Origin of the sequence: Aquimarina sp. U1-2, assembly GCF_017897595.1 — a bacterium.
Taxonomy (GTDB): Bacteria; Bacteroidota; Bacteroidia; order Flavobacteriales; family Flavobacteriaceae; genus Aquimarina.
This window is the reverse complement of record NZ_JAGKIK010000001.1, coordinates 256,065-276,686: the sequence shown is the minus strand read 5'-3', so window position 1 is coordinate 276,686 and position 20,622 is coordinate 256,065. Positions and strand designations below refer to the sequence as shown.

The 20,622-nt window shown below is 35.4% G+C and carries 20 protein-coding genes; 6 read left to right on the top strand and 14 right to left on the bottom strand.

Annotated features, from left to right (window positions below):
- Positions 1–148 precede the first annotated feature (148 nt).
- On the bottom strand, positions 149–1,498 hold the full coding sequence (locus J8281_RS01135; protein ID WP_246848930.1) for a glycosyltransferase family 39 protein: 1,350 nt from the start codon (positions 1,496–1,498) through the stop codon (positions 149–151).
- Between the two features lie 237 nt (positions 1,499–1,735).
- Entirely contained in the window at positions 1,736–2,164 is a 429-nt protein-coding gene (locus J8281_RS01130; RefSeq protein WP_210195749.1) for a DUF6196 family protein, read from the bottom strand.
- Positions 2,165–3,226: 1,062 nt separating this feature from the next.
- Here J8281_RS01130 and J8281_RS01125 point away from each other — a divergent pair.
- A complete protein-coding gene (locus tag J8281_RS01125) occupies positions 3,227–6,055 on the top strand; it encodes an Ig-like domain-containing protein (protein ID WP_210195748.1) in 2,829 nt (942 codons plus the stop codon).
- Positions 6,056–6,480: 425 nt separating this feature from the next.
- Positions 6,481–7,134, top strand: coding sequence for a uracil-DNA glycosylase family protein (locus J8281_RS01120; protein ID WP_210195747.1), 654 nt, complete (start codon positions 6,481–6,483; stop codon positions 7,132–7,134).
- Positions 7,135–7,347: 213 nt separating this feature from the next.
- On the opposite strand, the gene trpA is transcribed toward J8281_RS01120, so the two are convergent.
- From trpA to J8281_RS01065, 11 genes are all read right to left on the bottom strand, one after another.
- Positions 7,348–8,109, bottom strand: coding sequence for a tryptophan synthase subunit alpha (gene trpA / locus J8281_RS01115; protein WP_210195746.1), 762 nt, complete (start codon positions 8,107–8,109; stop codon positions 7,348–7,350).
- 59 nt (positions 8,110–8,168) lie between these two features.
- Positions 8,169–8,465 carry a GIY-YIG nuclease family protein gene (locus tag J8281_RS01110; RefSeq protein ID WP_210195745.1) on the bottom strand — a complete coding sequence of 99 codons (297 nt, stop codon included), beginning with the start codon at positions 8,463–8,465 and terminating at the stop codon, positions 8,169–8,171.
- A 55-nt stretch (positions 8,466–8,520) separates the two neighbouring features.
- Positions 8,521–9,702, bottom strand: coding sequence for a tryptophan synthase subunit beta (gene trpB / locus J8281_RS01105; RefSeq protein ID WP_210195744.1), 1,182 nt, complete (start codon positions 9,700–9,702; stop codon positions 8,521–8,523).
- A gap of 48 nt (positions 9,703–9,750) precedes the next feature.
- Complete coding sequence (locus J8281_RS01100) at positions 9,751–10,413, bottom strand: phosphoribosylanthranilate isomerase (RefSeq protein WP_210195743.1); 663 nt, start codon at positions 10,411–10,413, stop codon at positions 9,751–9,753.
- A gap of 46 nt (positions 10,414–10,459) precedes the next feature.
- Complete coding sequence (locus J8281_RS01095) at positions 10,460–11,593, bottom strand: SDR family oxidoreductase (RefSeq protein WP_210195742.1); 1,134 nt, start codon at positions 11,591–11,593, stop codon at positions 10,460–10,462.
- Positions 11,590–12,384, bottom strand: coding sequence for an indole-3-glycerol phosphate synthase TrpC (trpC, locus tag J8281_RS01090; RefSeq protein ID WP_210195741.1), 795 nt, complete (start codon positions 12,382–12,384; stop codon positions 11,590–11,592). The genes J8281_RS01095 and trpC overlap by 4 nt, the downstream gene beginning before the upstream one ends.
- 4 nt (positions 12,385–12,388) lie before the next feature.
- Positions 12,389–13,402, bottom strand: a complete 1,014-nt coding sequence (trpD, locus tag J8281_RS01085; RefSeq protein WP_210195740.1) for an anthranilate phosphoribosyltransferase — start codon at positions 13,400–13,402, stop codon at positions 12,389–12,391.
- A gap of 6 nt (positions 13,403–13,408) precedes the next feature.
- A complete protein-coding gene (locus J8281_RS01080) occupies positions 13,409–13,981 on the bottom strand; it encodes an aminodeoxychorismate/anthranilate synthase component II (RefSeq protein ID WP_210195739.1) in 573 nt (190 codons plus the stop codon).
- A 288-nt stretch (positions 13,982–14,269) separates the two neighbouring features.
- Positions 14,270–15,667 carry an anthranilate synthase component I family protein gene (locus J8281_RS01075; RefSeq protein WP_210195738.1) on the bottom strand — a complete coding sequence of 466 codons (1,398 nt, stop codon included), beginning with the start codon at positions 15,665–15,667 and terminating at the stop codon, positions 14,270–14,272.
- A gap of 212 nt (positions 15,668–15,879) precedes the next feature.
- Positions 15,880–16,449 (bottom strand): YceI family protein, encoded by a 570-nt coding sequence (locus tag J8281_RS01070; RefSeq protein WP_210195737.1) that lies wholly within the window; start codon positions 16,447–16,449, stop codon positions 15,880–15,882.
- Positions 16,450–16,472: 23 nt separating this feature from the next.
- The gene (locus J8281_RS01065) at positions 16,473–16,967 is read right to left on the bottom strand and encodes a MarR family winged helix-turn-helix transcriptional regulator (protein ID WP_371812565.1); all 495 of its coding nucleotides are present in this window, start codon (positions 16,965–16,967) and stop codon (positions 16,473–16,475) included.
- 278 nt (positions 16,968–17,245) lie between these two features.
- Between J8281_RS01065 and J8281_RS01060 the strand changes: the two genes are divergently transcribed.
- The 4 genes from J8281_RS01060 (at position 17,246) to J8281_RS01045 (ending at position 19,199) form a co-directional block, all read left to right on the top strand.
- Positions 17,246–17,701, top strand: coding sequence for a TlpA disulfide reductase family protein (locus tag J8281_RS01060; RefSeq protein ID WP_246848929.1), 456 nt, complete (start codon positions 17,246–17,248; stop codon positions 17,699–17,701).
- A gap of 33 nt (positions 17,702–17,734) precedes the next feature.
- A complete protein-coding gene (locus J8281_RS01055; RefSeq protein ID WP_210195735.1) occupies positions 17,735–18,361 on the top strand; it encodes a thioredoxin family protein in 627 nt (208 codons plus the stop codon).
- 112 nt (positions 18,362–18,473) lie between these two features.
- The gene (locus tag J8281_RS01050; RefSeq protein ID WP_210195734.1) at positions 18,474–18,788 is read left to right on the top strand and encodes a rhodanese-like domain-containing protein; all 315 of its coding nucleotides are present in this window, start codon (positions 18,474–18,476) and stop codon (positions 18,786–18,788) included.
- Between the two features lie 15 nt (positions 18,789–18,803).
- The gene (locus J8281_RS01045) at positions 18,804–19,199 is read left to right on the top strand and encodes a rhodanese-like domain-containing protein (protein ID WP_246848928.1); all 396 of its coding nucleotides are present in this window, start codon (positions 18,804–18,806) and stop codon (positions 19,197–19,199) included.
- Between the two features lie 142 nt (positions 19,200–19,341).
- On the opposite strand, the gene J8281_RS01040 is transcribed toward J8281_RS01045, so the two are convergent.
- Positions 19,342–20,622: an FAD-dependent oxidoreductase gene (locus J8281_RS01040; protein ID WP_210195733.1), complete on the bottom strand. Its 1,281-nt coding sequence runs from the start codon at positions 20,620–20,622 to the stop codon at positions 19,342–19,344.

Here is a 20,622-nt window from a genome sequence, read left to right as displayed (position 1 = left end):
TACTGCTAATTAATATCTTGCTTTTGTACTATGGCGTGTCCCTACGGGTCGGGCTATCCGCGCTACACGGTAGCTTGCTACTATCCCTCACGCAAGATTTTGATGATTAATACGCTATACATTGCATTGCCCTGTTATTACTTGTTTTTCAGTCAAATATATGTTCTTCATACGCTTTCCACCATTTTTCAATATCAACTTTTGGCCTTCTGCAAACATAAAGCGGAATTCTGTTCTCCTCTTCAATTGCATATTTATGGGTAATTATCTTTACTAATTTGACTTCTTCAAAAACATGATCAACAGCTGGTTTTTCATTGCCTAAACTAATCCAGACATCGGCATCTTTATTTCCATATCCCCAAATCCAAAAACTGCCATGTCTGCTTATCGGATTTGGTAAGTTATAATCCTTCCCCAAGATTTTGAGTGCTCCTGCTTCTCCGTAATTTTCTGCCCACAACACGCAATTTTTTTTCTCTTTAGGATCCAAAGATTGATATACGCTATCTACCAACTTTACTTGCTCTTTCCAGCCAAACATATCTGCATAATCTCCTGTTAATTCAATTCGCCCGTTCTTTTCCTCAAGATTTTTATACGTAACAAATTTTTCAATCGGCAGCAAAGGTGTGGCTTCTGGAATAAAATAGACAGAAGATGCCAGAGTAACAAAGGCAATTACATAAACCCAGATGGGCTTTTTAGAAAGTATGCCCTCTATTTTGACCGCTCCACTCGCAAAAAGAACAGGATAGATTGCAAATACATAATAAGCTTTAGCATTGAGAAGCCACATTGTAAAGAAGATTACCATCGAAGCTACGCCAACAGCTCTGTATTTTTTTAAATCGTTGTCTGTAAGTAAAGCAATAAGGCCAAAAAGGCTTATGATCAGCGTAAACGGAAAATTTAATTGTTCAAGCCCAAATGCTAAAGGGTTAATTTCATGTAACTGATTCTCGCGTAATGCTTGCCAATGTTTTAAAATAGGGGATTCATTTTGAATTTGCCATATTAGGTTAGGCAAAAAAATTAACAATGAAATCAGTGCGGATATGTAGAGCCATCTATTTTTAAATAGATTTCCTTTTTGATAAAAAAATAAGCCAAAGAAAACTCCAAATGCCCAAATCAGCATGGTGTATTTATTCATTACACCCAAACCTAATGTTATTCCTAAAAAGATGAGGAATTTCTTGTTTTGTGAGTTTATAAATTTGATGATACAGTAGAATCCAAATGTCCAAAATAGCTGGTCAAATGCTACAGGTTGAAATAAAGTATGATTTCTGTAAAACGGAAGAAATGCTAATATGCAAATTCCACTAAGCAGCATAGCTTTCGATTTTCCGCCTAGCTCTATTGCTATCAAACAGCACAACAGGAGAATAGCAATACCTGCAAAAGTTGGAAAGAGCCTGACTCCTAAAAGCGAGTAATCAAAAAGCCAATAGGATAGTTTTCCAAGTACAGCGATAAAAGGTGGAAATTCCATAAATCCCCAATCCAAATGTTCACTGGCAGACAAATGTAGCAATTCATCACGATGAAAACCATAGTTGCTATTCCCAAACCATTGTATGATAAACTTTACAAGTAATAGACTTAAAATTATGGGTATATATTTTTTCATTCTGTTTGTTTAGCTTTTGGCTTCCGGTAACTGTATAAATCGGGTGGCAGGGTTTACGCTACACATCCGTTGCTTTACTGTATGAAGCTCCCTACTAAATTATAGGCTTTCATTCATTAGTTTATTTATGAAATGCAATACGTGATCTGCAATCTCAATTGGACAACCCCAATAATCAAAAATCCCTCCTTTATTAGAATTTTGTCCACAAACTACAAATAATCCTGAGCCTAATTCTTCCTTAATCTTACTTGCTAACCAACCTACGAATCCACTATTGTCCAAACCGCCTTTAAAGTGGAAGCTAAAAATTTTAAAATTTTCAGTCTGTGTACTTTCTACGGGAATTAAGTAGCTCCAAACTTCATCATCTTTGACCATCGCCAAAGCCTTTGGGTCGAAATAAAAGTCATCGACCGAAGTTTCTTTAAAATAATAAGGAGTTTCATAGACTCTAAGCTTAGATGATTTCAAAACCTCGATCAGTCTATTCTCAGTTTGCTCTCTTGTTTCATGGCTGATGTACATCGCTAGATCTCTTTTAAAATATTTGTACCTTTTTTCATTATATCTTTTAAATTCACTTCAAATTTTATCTTGGTTTTAGCAAATGAAACTATACAAACTTGATTTTTCATGATGAATTTACCCATTTGTTCTTAATAGGCAATAATTAAACCCGGTTTATGCGTTAGAATTTCGTTATGAGGGTTGAAAATGCTGTAAAACCAAGTGTTTTCTAAGTTTCAGCACCGCTACGGTGAAACTTAAAAATACAACGCAGTGCTTGGTTTTACAGCAGTTTAAAGCCGTAATAGATTTTCTAATGCATAAAGCGGGTTAAAGCTTAATGTTTGGTGACTTAATTAATCTACCAGATAATCTCGTCAAATTAAATTGCTGGAATACTTGGCAGAAACAAAATTTTTTAAGAAAAATGAAAAATTGTAAATAGTAGTTTGTACTTTTTCATTCTATAAATTCTGTTTTTTAATTGTCTGTTATTATACCTAAAATTTAACTGAGGGGTCATCCTGAATTCATTTCAGGATTTCATTACGTTTATTTTCAGTCAATTAATATGAGAAGCTGAAACGAGCCTGTGCTGAACTCGTTTCAGTATTCAGCTTGACGCAAACCGTTTAGGTTCAATTACGGATATTCATATGCTGTTTAATGTTCAAATAAGCAGCAACTAAAAAAAACTCTGATCTTATTCTTCCATTTTTTTATGTAATTCTTTCAATTTTAAAAATAGGTTTGTTCAAAAAATCAATGGCTAGCCTTCGGTTTTTCTGAAAACCCGGTAAATACCTGCTTCATAAATTATTATTTTGACGAAAATAGGTAAAGCAGCTTTTTTTCAAATTTACGTTTATTAAGTGAAGCTTTAACCCTTAAAATAAAATCCATGATCAATAAAAAAATCTTCACTCTAAAATTTAGAATGCGCTTACATGAGTTTCTTTGAAATGATTCAATACTACTTAAAAAATACTTTAGCATAGAAAAAAATGATCTTCTCTCATTCGATTTGATCCTAATCATATTTTAAGTTCAATTATTTTTTCTAACCTAAATCAAACTATTATGAAACACAAATTATCAGTATTAATTTTAGCTTTTGCCGCACTTTGTTGTAGTTGGCAGATGTACGCTCAGCAAGTACAAGCCGAGCAATTAAATGCACAATCCGGAACGCAAATACAATCTGCAGCGACAGGTTTTACCGGCTCGGGATATGTGGATTATGGCGGAAACAATTCTTACGCACAATGGAAGGTCAATCTTTCGGGAAGCAGTGCCAATTTCACATTCAGATACGCAAATGGAAGTAACGACAATCGTGCCTGCGATCTTATCCTTAATGGTAGCAACGTAGGGAAGGTAGATTTTAATTCTACAGGGAATTGGAGCAACTGGGATACAACATCTATTAACAACGTCAACATACGCAATGGAGAAAATACAATTCGCCTGGTAGCAAACAATTCCTTCAATGGTGGACCAAACCTGGACCGAATCAATGTAAGCGTTTCTGGCTCTACGGATGGCGGTGGAACTAATGGAAACCCTAGTGTTTCTATTATCTCACCATCAAATGGTCAAACTTTTAACCAGGGAAGCAATATTACTATTAATGCAAATGCATCAGATAATGGGAGCATTGCCACGGTAACGATGTGGAGAGTTACGAACGGAACATTCAATTGGTTAGTTAATGACAGAACGGCTCCTTATTCTTTTAGTACTTCATCGTTTCCTGTAGGTACGCATGAAATCAGAGTACGTGCTACAGATAACGAAGGTAAAACTACAGACGCCACTGTTTCGGTAACGATACAAAACCAATCCGGCGGCGGTGGCGGAAGCGATGGAAGTCCTAGCGTAAGCATCACATCTCCTTCAGAAGGTCAGACTTTTGATCAAGCAAGTCGTATTACTATTAATGTTAATGCTTCAGACAACGGTAGCGTAAATATGGTTACCATGTGGAGAGTTACTAATGGTGCTTTCGACTGGTTGGTTAATGATAGAACTGCACCTTATTCCTTTAGTACTTCTACATTTCCTGTAGGTACGCATGAGATTAGAGTGCGTGCCACAGACAATGAAGGTAAAACTACAGATGCAACCGTTTCTGTAAACATAAGAAGCGTTTCCGGAGGCGGAGGTGACACTGGTGGCGGTGGTAATATCAATGTAGACCTTACCCGCGTTAATACAAGTTCTTATAATAGAAAAAATGCTTTTGCAACTAATGTAAACTTTGTTTTTTACGACAATGAAGGTTGTAACGATAAATTGAGAAATGGGGATTACTTTAGAGAACCCGGTATGGATCTCGCCAATGAAACTAATCCCTGGAATCCGGATTTTATCAGAGAACAAAAAATGTATCAGGCAGTACGCTACATGAACTGGACCGGTGGTAATGGAGATCCTACCAAAGACTGGACTTCTAGAACCTTGAAGTTTCACAGATTTCAGATAGGAAGAAATATGCAAGGTGGAATCAACGATCAGGTCTTAACCACACAGCAAGATGGTAAACGCACCGTAGGTGTGGCTTATGAGTGGATCATTGATCTGTCAAACCGTATCAAATCTGATATCTGGATCAATATCCCTTATAAAACTATTGATCCTGCAGATTTTCCCAATGGAGATGACTTTAGAAATGAATATATTCACAAAATGGCTATTCTTTTTAAGCATGGTGTGGATATGAAAAATGTAAATCTTAAAAATGCGGTAGGAGGAAAAAATAACCTGTCTTCGCTTGCATCTAGATCTAAGCAATGGTTTATAGATCGAGGAGGTGTAGAAACTACTCGTCCTGTTGATTCAGATTTGCGTATATATATAGAATATTCTAATGAGTTATGGTGTTGCGGGCGACCACAGGTAAAATGGGCAGAGTCAAAGTCTGATGACATAGGTTTTGGCCGCAATCAACATTGGAGATTTGGCGCTTGGGCAGAAGTAAGAATGTGGAAGGCTTTTAGAGATGTATGGGGTAATTCTGATAGAATTATTAACGTTGCTGGGCCTACTTTTGCCTGGAGACCTCAAGTAAGTGAATGCTGGACAGATGTTTATGATGTTAATACTCCTAATAGAAACCCATTTGGGGTACGTCCTGAAGTTTGGAAATGGGCTTGTTATCAACGCGCAGGAGAAACTCCTGCAGATAATCCTGGTTTTGAATCACTCTGGTACAGCGAGCTTAGAAAACGTGCTTATGGTGATCCAGAAAATAAGGAAAGTTGGAAAAAAACAGCAGATTACATCAAAAGTGATAGAGGCTTAGATATGGTAGCTTATGAAGGAGGACAATCTATGTCTGACGCAAATCGATTGAAGTCAGGAGATTTCTCTGCAAATCCGAGAAGTTATAACATGTATAAAGAATGGATTCAGGAATCTAGCACCTATTTTGGACTTGTTTTCCATTATACTGATTATGGCCAGAATGGTTGTGGTGATGTAAGAGCCGGATGGGGAGCAAAATCTTTCCCAGGTTGGAACAGGGATAATCATAAATTTAATGCGATTAAAGATTTTGTAGATGGAAGGTATAACCGCGAAACGAACGGACCAGGTTTAAACCAGGGAAGTTTCAAAAGTTCAGCATCAACTTTTTCACTTGATAAAAAACCAGAAATTAGTCTAGAAAATGAACTTGTACTGTTTCCGAACCCTGCTTCAAAAGGAAGTGTTGTTACGATAAACCGTAGCGATCTTGAAGTCCGATCTGTAGAAGTTTATTCATCTACGGGTAAGATACTGTTAAGCAATACTATTGATCCAGGAGAACCTATTGAATTGTCTTTTGATCCATATCCTAAAGGAATTTATTTTGTAAAAGTAGTGTTAGATGACTCTTCAATTGTAAAACAGCTTATAGTCAACTAGTATTATATACTGCTAGAAGAAGATCTTAAAAGACTGCCTCATTATGTTAGATGGGGCAGTTTTTTATTAATACCACTTTAATTCGGGTTGTGCTGGATACATGTCTATATGTATAAGCCTACTATTAAGTCAAAGTCTCATTTGTATTAAAAAAGTTTGAAAATCCTGATATATTTAACAAGAATAATTGATTGCCCGTTAGTATACCTAAAATTTAATTGAGAAGTCATCCTGAATTCATTTCAGGATCTCATTACGTTTATTTTCAGTACATTGAGATCAGAAGCTGAAACGAGCCTGTGCTGAACTCGTTTTAGTATTCAGCTTGACGCAAACCGTTTAGATTAAATTACGGATATTCGTATTTAAAATAGTAGTTTGCACTTTGTTACAGATATAAACAAAAAAGCTTTTAGATTCATAATTTGTTTCAACATACACATCCATATCCGCCATTTTTTCCAGAAAACGTAACCAAACTTATCGTAGGAACGTTACCACCGCCTAGGTTTACTACTGGTGAGCTTAATGATAGCGATGTTGATTTTTGCTATGGAAGTAGCAACGGCTTACTTTGGCCGGTTCTAGACCGTATTTTCAATTTGAACCTGAAATACGAAACCACTCAGGAGGCAGTACAACAACGGAAAAACTTTTTAATTTCGCGAGGTATTGGCGTTTGTGATATTGTAGATCGTTGTGAGCGAGATAAAATTGATGCTTCAGATTTGGGAATGCAGAATGTTAAGCTCAGAGATTTGATTTCATACATAAGGCAATATCCCAAAGTGAACACCTTATTGTTTACAGGGGGTAATAGTAAAAATGGGCCAGAGTATCTTTTCAGAAAACATTTAAAAACATATACCCTAAAACTTGAAGAAGTAGTGCCGCAAGTCCCCAGAATACATCAATTTCAATTAGACGAAAGAAAAATTAAAACCGTTTCCCTTACAGCACCTTCGGGATCAGCAAATAGAGCTATTGGCAGTATGCCTTTGTACAAGAATTTAAAGAAAGAAAATCGACATTTCAATACTATTGATTTCAGGGTGATGCAATACGCAGCATTTTTTTAGTTTCTCCTTGTTACTTTTAATTATTTATTGTCCATTATTATGCCTAAAATTTAACTGAGAAGTCATCCTGAATTCATTTCAGGATCTCATTACATTTATTTTCAGTACATCGAGATGAGAAGCTGAAACAAGCCTTTACTGAACTCGTTTCAGTATTCAGCTTGACGCAAACCGTTTAGGTTAAATTACGGATATTCATAAATTATTTTTACTTTATCTAACTTTAGTAATAAAATCATCAATAGCCTCGACACCTTGATGTGTGAGGTGTTTAATAAATGCAGATCCAATAATAGCACCTTTGGCGGTCTTTGTAGCTTGCTTAAACGTATCTTTATTGCTAATTCCAAAACCTACAATCTGTGGATTTTTAAGTTGCAAGGCTTTGATACGCTCAAAGTATTGCTGTTGCTCATCCCCCAAGGTATTTTTGGCACCAGTCGTACTTGCAGAACTTACCATATAAATAAATCCGTTAGAAACTTCATCTATAAACCGAATACGCTTATCTGAGGTTTGTGGGGTTATTAAAAAAACATTAATTAGGCCGTAGTTTTCAAAAGTTTCCTGATAATGGTCATGATATTCGGCTACCGGAAGATCAGGAATGATTAAACCATCAATACCTGTTTCTTGGCATTTTGCACAGAATTCTTCTATGCCATACTGCATCATAGGATTAAAGTATCCCATGATAATCAGTGGGATCTTTACCGTTTCACGTATGTTTTTGATTTGTTCAAACAAAACTTTGGTAGTCATCCCATTTTTTAAAGCAATCGCAGAACTTTCCTGTATGGTGGGTCCATCAGCCAAGGGATCACTAAAGGGTAAACCTATTTCGATCATATCGACACCACTTTTTTCTAAGTCTTCAATTACTTTTACAGTATCGTGGAGCGCCGGGTATCCTGCTGTAAAATAGATGGATAGCAGTTTTTTGTTTTCGGCTAATTTTTGATGTATTCTGTTCATTGCTCATTTTTTTTCATTCCCACGAAGGTGGGAATCTTTTTCGCATAACCTTAAATTCTTTATAATCGACTAGAAAGATCATCCCAATCAGGATTGATGTCATTGATCAGATTGATTTTCCATTGGCGATTCCATTTTTTTATTTGTTTTTCCTTTTTGATTGCATTATTAACATATCTAGTTGTTTCAAAATATACTAACTTGTCAAGATTATATCTTTTCGTAAAACTTTTTGTAACCCTACTTTGATGTTGTTTCAATCTAATCTTTAAATTATTGGTCATTCCAACATAGAGTACAGTATGATTTTTATTGGTTAATATATATACATAAAATATAACATCGTCTTTTAGCATTGATCTGCTGTATTTAAAGATTTCCGCCTTCGCGGAAATTCACAAAAAGTTTAATTCATAATTTAAAATAATCGATATAGGTGTTCAAATCTTTATCACCTCGTCCTGATAGGCTTATCACGACGATATCATCGGGATTGAATTTTTTATCATTAAATATAGCCAACGCATGAGATGTTTCTATTGCCGGGATAATACCTTCGAGTTGTGATAACTCAAGGCCAGCAGTCATTGCATCGTCATCTGTAACCGAATAAAACTCACCGCGGCCCGATGTGTAGAGGTGCGAATGTAAAGGACCAACTCCGGGATAATCCAAACCGGCAGAAATAGAATAAGGTTCAGTGATTTGACCATCGGGAGTTTGCATCAACAGTGTTTTACAACCATGAATAATACCTTCTTTACCTAACTGAGAAGTGGCGGCACTTTCTCCTGATTTTACACCCTTTCCAGCGGCTTCTACTGCAATTATGCCCACACTTGGTTCGTCGAGAAAATGGTAATAGGTACCGGCAGCATTACTACCACCACCTATACAAGCCACTACATAATCCGGATTTTCTCTTCCTTCTTTTTCTTTAAGTTGCCATTTGATCTCTTCTGATATAACAGACTGAAATTTGGTCACCATATCGGGATAGGGGTGCGGACCTATAGCTGATCCAATAATATAATGTGTGTCTACTGGATTGTTAATCCAGTCACGTATGGCTTCGTTGGTTGCGTCTTTAAGTGTTTTGCTTCCTGATTTGGCAGGTCTTACCTCGGCCCCTAGCATTTTCATCCTGGCAACATTGGGAGCCTGGCGTTTAATATCGATTTCTCCCATATATACGATACAATCAATACCCATTAATGCGCAAACTGTTGCTGTAGCTACGCCATGCTGACCAGCTCCGGTTTCGGCAATAATTCGGTTCTTACCCAATCGTTTTGCCACCAGTATTTGTCCGATAGTATTATTCACCTTATGAGCCCCTGTATGATTCAGGTCTTCACGCTTTAAATATATATTTGTTTGATGTTTTTCTGAAAGTCGCTTTGCATAATATAGCGGTGAAGGGCGACCTACATAGTCTTTGAGTAATTGATGAAATTCCTCTTGAAACGAAGGTTCATTCATAATATCGAGATACGTAGTACGTAACTCTTCTACATTAGGGTATAGCATTTCGGGAATATACGCTCCTCCAAAATTCCCGTAGTATCCTTTTTCATTTACTTGATAGCTCATTTTTTTTACTTTTTGGTTGATAGTTCATTACTCAATACGTTTAAATAATCAAATAGTAACGACCAACAATTTTTTAAATTTTTCTAATAGTTTACCATTTTTAAGCCCGGGTTTGATCTCAAACTTACTATTTACATCAATAGCATGAATGGGTAGTTTGGTGCCCCGTATTTTTTTAACTTTTTCAACTTCTTCGACGCCAATACCTCCGCTTAATATAAATGGAGTAGTAGAAGGATAATCTTCTAAAACACTCCAATCAAATGTGTATCCGTTACCTCCTTTTTCTTTGCCCTTGGTGTCAAAAAGGAAATAATCTACAATACCTTCAAAAGGTTTCAATCGATCAAAATCAAACTCATTTTTAATCGAAAATACTTTCCATATTTCAATAACGCTACCATTTTCTGTAGCAATCGTTTTATCATTGATTAGTTTGGATTTCAAATCTCTGCAAAAAGCAGCAGATTCCTCTCCGTGCAATTGTATTGCTTTGAGACCGTATTGCGAAACTTTATCCATAATACAATGTATCGATGCATCAACAAATACGCCTACTTTTTTTATAGATGAAGCTAACGCCGGTATGGATCCCGTAAAATTTCGTGGAGAGTTTTCATAAAAAATAAAGCCAAGGTAATCAGGCTTCAAAGATAACCCGATCACCTCGATGTTTTCATGATATTTCATTCCGCAAACTTTAATCTTCATACGTTTACATTTTAGTAATTACAAGGTTCGTTTTATCTCATTGTTTCTATATACCGGTTTCTAATTGAATATTGCGGTTATCAAAATTAATATCATGCGCAAAATTGTATATCTCGCTAAAGTAGTCTAGCATCTTTGGTTCCTCTATGTCGGCAAGCAGCTTTCTTATAAGGGTAGATTCAAAATGATGCTTTTTACCGGTAGCGTACTTTATAAATTGATTGCCCAGGGTTTTATAAAACAACTTTTCTATAGTAGTTTTGCTCTCGGGTTCTTGAGATACCACTTCTATTTCTATATTACATTTCTGTAAAATACTTGAGATGATATGAAGCATGGGTACATTTTGAGTAAGCGTAATATTTATTTGCTCTTCATTACTGTAAGCCGCACGAACGATTCCCTTTGCTACATAATCTACAGGTACAATATTAAGTCCTCCTTCTTTATTAATTGCCAATCTGATTTTTTTGATTTGAGGATGAATAGTTTTCATTTTCTTAAAAAACTCACCGATAGAATAAAATACAATATAGCGGTTACTTACAAACCGAGGTGCATCAGTAAGCCTACCCGATACTACACTTGGTCTGGCTATGGTACAGCTAAAATTGTTTTCTTTGGCTGTTTTCAGAATTAATTTTTCAGCTTTCATTTTATAGGCCTCATAATGATTTCTGAAGTGAAAATCGGGTACCGAATGGTAATCATCATGAATTGCACCTTCTATTTCGCCTCTTGAAAACGCCGTACTCACAAAAACTAGCTTTTGCGTACGTTTTTTAATACGATCAAAAAAAGCTAAAGTGTTGGCATAATTAGTTGTTGCAATTTCTTTTCTCGCTTTTTCTGTAGTACTTAAGTTGACTGAAGCTGCCAGGTGATATACTGTAATTTTATTTCCTGCCGTATCTGGAATTTTAAAATTGTGAATTTCACCCTCAATCACCTTGACATAGTTTTCTAGATAAATTTCATAAAAGGATTTGATTTTATCAGGGATAAGTGACATGGTAAATACTTCGTCGAATAGCCTTTGGCGGCCAGATCTATTTTGTTTTTTACGAATAAGAAGATAGATAGTAGCTTTTTCTTTATTGGAATATAATTCAAAAAGAAGCTCAAATAAAACATGAGATCCTATATTTCCGGTTACTCCTGTGATTAAAATTGTCTTCATTTTTGGGTAATCGTCATTTTTTTAATGAATTCTGAAGCGCTAGCTCCTGGATTTTCGGTTTTCATGAAGTTTTCACCAATTAAAAAGCCCTGATAACCATATTGCTTTAAATCGTTTATAGCTTCAATATTGCTTATTCCGCTTTCTGAAACTTTTACAAAGTCATCAGGAATTAAGAAACTTAGTTCTTTACTAATAGCCGTACTTACCTCAAAAGATTTTAAATTTCTATTATTCACTCCCAACATATCTAAAGAGGGCATTATGGATTTTTCGAGTTCCTCCTGATTGTGAACTTCTAATAAAACATCTAATGCCAAACTTTTAGCGAATTTTGACAACGTTTTTATTTCTTCTTTGGTCAACACTGCTGCAATTAAAAGAACAACATCGGCACCATAGGCTTTTGCCTCTAGTAATTGATATTCGTCGACAATAAATTCTTTACGTAATAATGGAAACCGTGCCGAAGCTCGAGCCAGTAGCAAGTCTTCTAACGAACCCCCAAAATATTTGCCATCGGTAAGTACAGACATGCCACATGCACCTGCTTTTTCATAGTTAGACGCAACCGTTTGAACACTTACACTCTGATTGATTACAGCTTTTGAAGGCGATCTGCGCTTGTGTTCGGCAATAATACCGGTATCACTTTGCCGAAGTGCTTTGGCGAGCGAGCAGGTATCACGATCAAATAATACTGAAGTTTCCAATTGTTTAACGGGAATCAGGCTTTTTTTAAGTTCGACTTCTTTATATTTATCAGCAATAATTTTGTCTAAGATATTCATTTTTTCAATTATTAATTCGAAATTCAGCATTACTGAGTTCTTGCACTTTCTTTAATGCTGCTAACCCTTTACCAGAAAAGAGAGATTCTTTTGCTTTTTCAAAACCCTCTTTAGGGTGTAATGCTTCTACTGTTGCAATAGCCATTCCTGCATTAGCGCAAACTACGTGGTTTTGAGCTTTTGTTCCCTCACCTTTTAAAATATTCAAGAAAATCTCTGCAGATGCCGCTACAGTATCGCCACCTACAATTTCGTTTTGTTGAAGCGTTGAAACTCCAAAATCTGAAGGCGTAAGCATTCCTTCGGAAGTATTTGATATGGTTTTTGTGTTTCCGGTAAGGGAAATCTCATCATATCCATCGAGTGCATGAATAATCGTGAAATTTTTATCCGTATTTTGGTACAGGTAACCGTACATTCGGGCTAATTCTAAATTAAAGACACCTACAATTTGATTCTTTGGAAATGCAGGATTTACCATAGGACCTAGCATGTTAAAGAACGTTTTAACTCCTAACTCTTTACGAATAGGAGCTACATTTTTCATTGCCGGATGAAATAGCGGGGCATGCAACACACAAATCCCCGCCTCATCCATACTACGCTTTAAAAAATCTTTATCATTGCTAAACTTTATTCCGAGATATTCCATGACATTAGAACTACCACATTTTGAAGAAACGCCATAGTTACCGTGCTTGGTTACTTTGATTCCTGCACCCGCAGCAACAAATGAAGAAAGTGTAGAGATATTAAATGTATCTTTTCCGTCACCACCTGTTCCACAAAGGTCTATAGGATTGTATTCGCTAAGGTCTACAGCTACACAGAGCTCGAGCAAAGCATCTCTAAACCCTTCGAGTTCTGCAATCGTAATACTACGCATCATGTACACGGTAAGAAAAGAAGCGATTTGACTTTGATTGTATTTTCCTTTAGAAATATTGACCAAAACATCTTTAGCTTCTTCTTTAGTAATCGTTTCGTGGTTGATTAATCGGTTGAGTAAGTCTTTCATCTTTTATTAATTATTAACCCAATTTTCTAAAATTTTCTTACCATCCGGAGTCAATACCGATTCAGGATGAAACTGCACGCCACGAACATCATATTTCTTATGTCTCAATGACATAATTTGGCCATTTTCATCATAAGAAGTTATCTCTAAACAATTAGGTAGATTTTTATTTTCTACGACCCATGAGTGATACCTGCCTACGTGAAAACTTTCGCTTAATCCGGTAAAGAGAGATTCATCGGTTACCGATACGTTAATGCGGGTTGCCACACCGTGAAATACTTCGTCTAAGTTGATAAGGTTACCACCAAATACTTCTCCTATAGCTTGTTGCCCAAGACATACACCAAAAATACTTTTTGTATCAGCATAAAACGAAATAATATCTTTTAATACTCCTGCTTCATCGGGAATACCGGGTCCCGGAGAAAGTAGAATTTTATGAAAATCCGCTGCTTCTTCCAATTGTATTTGATCGTTACGTTTTACAGTTACCTGGCATCCTAGATCCTCTAGATAGTGAACCAAGTTGTAAACGAACGAATCGTAATTGTCTATTACTAATATTTTTTTACTCATTTTTTATGGTTTAGAGTTTCAAAGTTTCAAAGTTTCAAAGTTTCAAAGTTTCAAAGTTTCAAAGTTTCAAAGTTTCAAAGTTTCAAAGTTTCAAAGTTTCAGAGTTTCTGAGTTTCTGAGTTTTTGGTTATAGTTTTTCATTTTGATTTTATACGGTACTATTTAGTAACTTTATTCATCATATTTTTAAACTTTTCTACTCTGCTACTATTTTTTGTTCGTTATTGTGTTAGGGATATGAGCAAGCTACCGTGTAGTGCGGTTAGCCCGACCCGTAGGGTAACACCCTTAAATTTCTTCTGCTAATTTTAATGCCTTTGTTAATGCTCCTAATTTATTGTACACTTCTTGCAGTTCATTTTCTTCATTAGATTCGTTAACCAATCCTGCTCCGGCTTGCCAATGAAGTTCATGATTTTTACTCAAAAAAGTTCGTATCATGATGGCATGATTAAAATTTCCTGAGAAATCCATAAAACCAATAGCTCCCCCATAAAAATCACGATTTACGGTTTCATATTTTTCGATAAGTTGCATGGCTTTGTGCTTGGGTGCACCGCTTAAGGTCCCTGCAGGAAAGGTATCGGCCACTACTTGCATTGTTGAGGTGTCTTTGTGTTTTTTACCGGTGACCTTACTTACCAGGTGAATCACATGAGAATAAAACTGAATCTCTCGGTAAGTATCTACCGTAACCTCACTTCCATTTCGGCTAAGGTCATTTCTTGCTAGATCTACGAGCATGACGTGTTCGGCATTTTCTTTTTCATCTGCAGCTAATTTTTTGGCAAGCTCGGCATCTTGTTCATCATTACCCGTGCGTTTAAAGGTACCGGCAATAGGGTGTATCTCGGCAATACCTTCTTTCACAATCAATTGCGCTTCTGGAGAGCTGCCAAAAATCTTAAAGTTTCCGTAATCGAAATAAAATAAATAGGGCGACGGATTAATACTGCGCAATGCGCGATAGACATTGAATTCGTCACCCTTGAATTTTTGTGAGAAACGTTTAGACAATACCAATTGAAAAACATCTCCGCGCTTACAGTGTTTTTTTGCTAAAGCTACATGCTTCTTATACTGATTATCATCCAGATTTGAGGTAGTAGCTCCGGTCATAGTAAAATCATAGGATGCAAAATCTTTCACTTTAAGTAGTGATGCTATCTCATCGATATTACTTTCAGACTCATAGCAATGCGCAAAAATATAGGCTTCGTTAGTAAAATTGCTAATCGCAATAATATTTTGATATACCGTATAATGTATGTCTGGTATTTGAAGGCCTTTCTCTTTTTTTTGAATATTAATATTCTCAAAGTAACGAACAGCATCATATCCAATATAACCAAATAACCCAGTATTGATGAATTTGAAATCGGTTCTGGACGTTTTGAACTGCTGTGCAAAGTGTTCTATTATTTTGGGAATGTTGGTATCGCTGGTTATTTCGGTTATCGTTTTACTATGATCCGGAAAAGATTGATATACGTGATTGTTTTCTATTTTTATAGTAGCTATAGGGTTACAGCATATATACGAAAAGCTATTTTCACTACCTCTATAATCATTATTCTCAAGTAGTAAACTGTTAGGAAATCGATCTCTTATTTTTAAATACACACTTACCGGAGTAAATGTATCTGCCAGAATCTGTTTGAAATGTGTGGTTAATTTGTAACTCATTTTTTATATATACGTTGATCTCTTTTGAAATAGGCCATAAAAAAAGGCTTGTCATGATTTGACAAGCCTTATATTGTTATATGATACAATAATTGGAGCTAACTCACGACATTTACGTTCTGAGAATACCACCACCAATTATTTGTTATTTGTAATTTCAATTTTTTTTATTTGAGTCAAAGATATAAATAAAATTGATTTCTAAAAAAGTTTTACATTTCCAATTTTACATTTAGTGTAAATTCGTCATAGATAGCTTTATCTCCAAGATTATCAAAAAAGCTTCCTGAGCCGTATTTAATGTCATACTTAGTTCTATCGATTTTAACATCTGCTTTTGCAGTATTACCATTGATATCGAGATCAAAATTCAAAGGGTTTGTTTTGCCCTTTATCGTCATCACTGCATTAATCTTGTAGGTATTGGTATCACTTTTTTTGGCTTCTTCAATAACTAATTTTGCAGTTTTATGATTTGAAGTACCAAAAAAATCATCAGAATTAAGATGACCTTCTAGTTTCTCTTTACCTTTTCCTGCTTCGAGATCCTTTACCTCGATAGTTGTCATATCCACTGTAAACTCTCCGCCTGTAATTTTATCACCGTCGAACTGAAGGAAACCATCTTTTAATTGTATGGTTCCATTATGTGATCCAGTTACTTTTTTACCCGTCCATTCGATTACGCTTTCCGCAGCTTTGATTTCCTTTTTTTGAGCAAATGTCGCAGTCGCAATACTCATTGCAAACAGCATAGGTAACGTTTTAAGTGTAGTTTTCATAAGTTATGTATTTAAAAATTATATTAGCGTTTAGTCGTTGTAGTTCTCAATTTATTTAATAGTTCATTTAATATTATCAACTCCTTATTTGTCAAGTTTGCAGTAATACTGTTTTCAAAACTGTTCATTTTAGGGTTGATTTGGTCCAAAAACGATTTGCCTTTGTCGGTAATTGTAATTTCTACCTTTCGTCTATTGGATTCACATATATTTCGTTTTACGTATTCTTTGGCGATGAGTTTGTCTACCAGTCTAGTGGTATTACTCATTTTACTTACCATGCGCTCTTGTATCGTAGATAAATTTGCAGGTTTATCATGTTGCCCTTTTAAAATTCGTAAAACATTGAATTGTTGAACTGAAATGTCATACGGTTTTAATGCAAGATTAATTTTATCCATTAACCAATTTTCGGTATAGATTAAATTTACTATTGCCTTTTTTGCAACAGGAAGTTGTACATTGGTTTTTATGATATCTTCAATCTTCAATTGTCTATACAATATTTGTTTATACAAATGTATAATAAACACGAACATTTGTCTTGTATCGTGATATTAATTCTTTGTTAAAGTTGTATTACTATTCATGTTAAATAGTAATATTGCCGCTCGAAATGAGACGGTTTAGGAGTATAATTTTCATTAGAAATTCTGAAAATATTTAGAAAAAACATAGAAACCTTGTTAATTTTCTTTTGTCTAAATAGAGGTTTTAATAAATTCGTTATATGTCGAGATGTATACTATATTTAGGATTAATTTTTTTTCTATGCAATTGCAAGGGAGAGCAAAAAATGACATTAGATGCCACTAATGTTTACAAAAGTAAAGGCGTCGAAATACCGGTATATGATTTTGAAAATTTTGAACCTTTATTAAAAGTTAATGATAATAAAACCCGAGTGATTAATTTTTGGGCAACTTGGTGTAAACCTTGTGTGGCTGAACTACCCTATTTTGAATTAATCAACAGCAGGTATTCTGATAATGAGGTAGAAGTAGTTTTGGTAAGTCTTGATTTACCCCAACATGTAGAAACAAAATTGATACCTTTTATCACAAAGCAACATATACAAAGTAAGGTTATTTTGCTAGACGATCCTGATTCGAATAGTTGGATACCTAAAGTAGATGGAAACTGGTCAGGTTCTATACCTGCTACGATTATTTATAAAGGGAATACAAGCACTTTCTATGAACGATCATTTACCTATAATGAGTTAGAGAAAGAGTTAAAAAAAATGCTGTAATACTAAGAAAAGTTAAATCCAAATCGTACACATATGAAGACATTAAAAATTTTAGTAGGAGTAGCGTTAATCATCGCTATAAGTGCTTTTGCCATGGATAAAGTTTCAGGTTCAAAAGGTGATGCTGGTTATGCTATAGGGGATAGTGCTACTGATTTTGAATTAAAGAACGTTGATGACACCATGGTCTCGTTATCCGATTTTAAAGATGCCAAAGGTTTTATTGTGATTTTTACTTGTAACCATTGTCCGTATTCTGTAGCATACGAGGATAGAATCATTGCTTTGGATAAAAAATTTAAACCATTGGGATATCCTGTTGTTGCAATCAATCCAAATAATCCAAAAGCCTATCCAGATGATAGTTTTGCGAATATGAAGGTAAGAGCAAATGAAAAAGGCTTTACTTTCCCTTATTTATTTGATGATGGTCAGTTTATCTACCCGCAATACGGTGCAACTAAAACTCCGCATGTCTATGTTCTAGAGAAAACGTCAAACGGAAATATGGTTCGATACATAGGCGCGATAGATAATAATTATAAAAATGCCAAAGCTGCAGACGAGAAATATGTCGAAGATGCTGTAAATGCTTTGTTAGAAGGAAAAAAAGTACCTATAGAAACTACAAAAGCTATTGGCTGTAGCATTAAAGCATAAACCTGTTAATTAACGATAAAATACGTAACCTCTCTTATAAATTTCTCTAAGGACTCTTATATTTGTAAGGAATTTAAATTTTTACAGTCTAAAATCCATACAAACATTTAAAATGGCTAAAGATATTACGCAAGAAGAATGGAGAGCTCTTATTTCTGAAGACGACCATTACACCATAGTAGACGTTCGAACCGAAGAAGAAGTCGAAGATGGGTATATTCCTGAAATGGTACATATAGACATTCGTAAAGGACAAGGATTTCTTGATGAAATTGAACAATTGGATAAAACCAAAAATTACTATGTATATTGTCGTTCTGGCGCACGCAGTGCGCAAGCTTGTACACTAATGGATCAAATGGGATTCAAAAACACATACAACCTTATAGGTGGTTTTATGAATTGGGATGGCGATACCAAAGAATAAATAATTTGAACATCTATGAAGATTATATCACATATAGCAACATTATTTTTCGTACTCGTTCTTTCTAGTTGCAATCCAATGGATGAAAGGGCTACTGTTGAACTTATTACAGTTGAAGAAATGGACTCCCTACTCAAAATGGGAGAGGTACAGTTGATCGATGTTCGAACTCCTGAAGAATATGCAGACGGCTATATAGACGGCGCTATTAATATTGATTACAGAAATGAGAACTTTGAAGATTTAATAGCTAAAGTAGACAAATCAAAACCAGTAGCGGTTTATTGTGGTCGTGGAGGCAGAAGTGGTCAATGTTCTGCTTATATGAGAAAAGCAGGATTCAAAAAAATATACGACCTTGACGGGGGTATTACCGAATGGAAGTTTAAAGGTAAAAAGACAGTAAGGTAAGCTCGTTCTGCATTGTGAAATGAATAGTACGAAAAAGCATCAATACGAGTGATTTTTTGTAATGACCTTTTGATTCTGCTCGATCAAACGGCGAAAATAAACGAATACTATTCAGCAAAATAATAATCGAACTTAGGTTATATTACGTAAATTCTGATGTGAACTCCTCAACGATCAATCCATCTTCTAAAGTACCAATAACTCCCAAAGCTGCTCTTTCTCCTGCGATCATCGCAGCGTTTAGTGAACCATTAAGTAATTGATCACCTGCTACAAAAATAGAAGTTGTTAAGCGTGTTTCGGTGGGTGCCATATCGTATAGTACATTCTTTATATCAGGTAACGCTTTTTCGATAGTGTACAACTTGATAAAACGGTTCGTTTTGATATTACAATATTCAAGAAGTTCAGCCTCTACAGCGGTTATAAGATTTGATTCTTCAAGGTTGTGGTCTTTTACGACGGTTACCGACAATAACTCTTTCTCTGGATTGCAAGCAGTGTTAAGACTCGTATGATAGCAAATATTGTTAATCAATGAGTCTGGATCTGCAATCAACCCGATTAATGGTTTATCAATATTTCGAGTATGGGTTTCAAAATATAAGGTTTCACAACTTTTCCATGTCACAGCTTGATTTTTCAATTTCGGAATCACGTAGCTTGGTGCAGTAGCTATGATAGTGAAGTGGCTTTTTAATTCTTGTCCGTGATTTACGACTATTTTACCATCTTCGACTTCTTGAACGGTAGTGTTGTATTGGATTGAAGTTTGATTTAACCGCGATAAAAGCTGCTCTGCAATAGCAGCGATTCCCGATTGGGGTATAGCGGCATGCCCTTCTCCAAACATCTTATAAATAAACTCAAACATTCTACTTGACGTTTCAAGTTTGGGTTCTAGAAAAATACCACTGAAAAAGGGAGTGAAAAATTGTTGGATGATCTCTTCAGAAAAACCAAAATCACGAAGATATGCCAAAGTAGTTTTTTCTTTTTCTGAAAATATACGCTCGATACTTTTCTTTTTTAAAATAGCGTTAAGTTTTAAAATTTTTATTTTATCAGACAAACTTCCTATGTTCGCCGAGATTGTAGAAAATAATAAAGAAATATCGCGAGTGGGGTCACCTATTGTTTTTTTCTTTCCTTTATCAAAAATTACTGCCCCCGGTACGAATTTTTGAAGCGAAAGTTTTTCATAATCCAGGTATTTCTTGGCGGCCGGGTATGCAGTCAATAGTACCTGAAAGCCATGGTCTAGTTGATAATCATCAATACAATCGGTTTTAACTCGGCCTCCTACACTTTCGGTGGACTCTAAAATAACAGGATGGTATCCCGATGCTTCTAATACATTGGCTGCAATAAGCCCACTTATGCCTGCTCCTATGACATGTATTTTGTATTCTGATTTATCCAT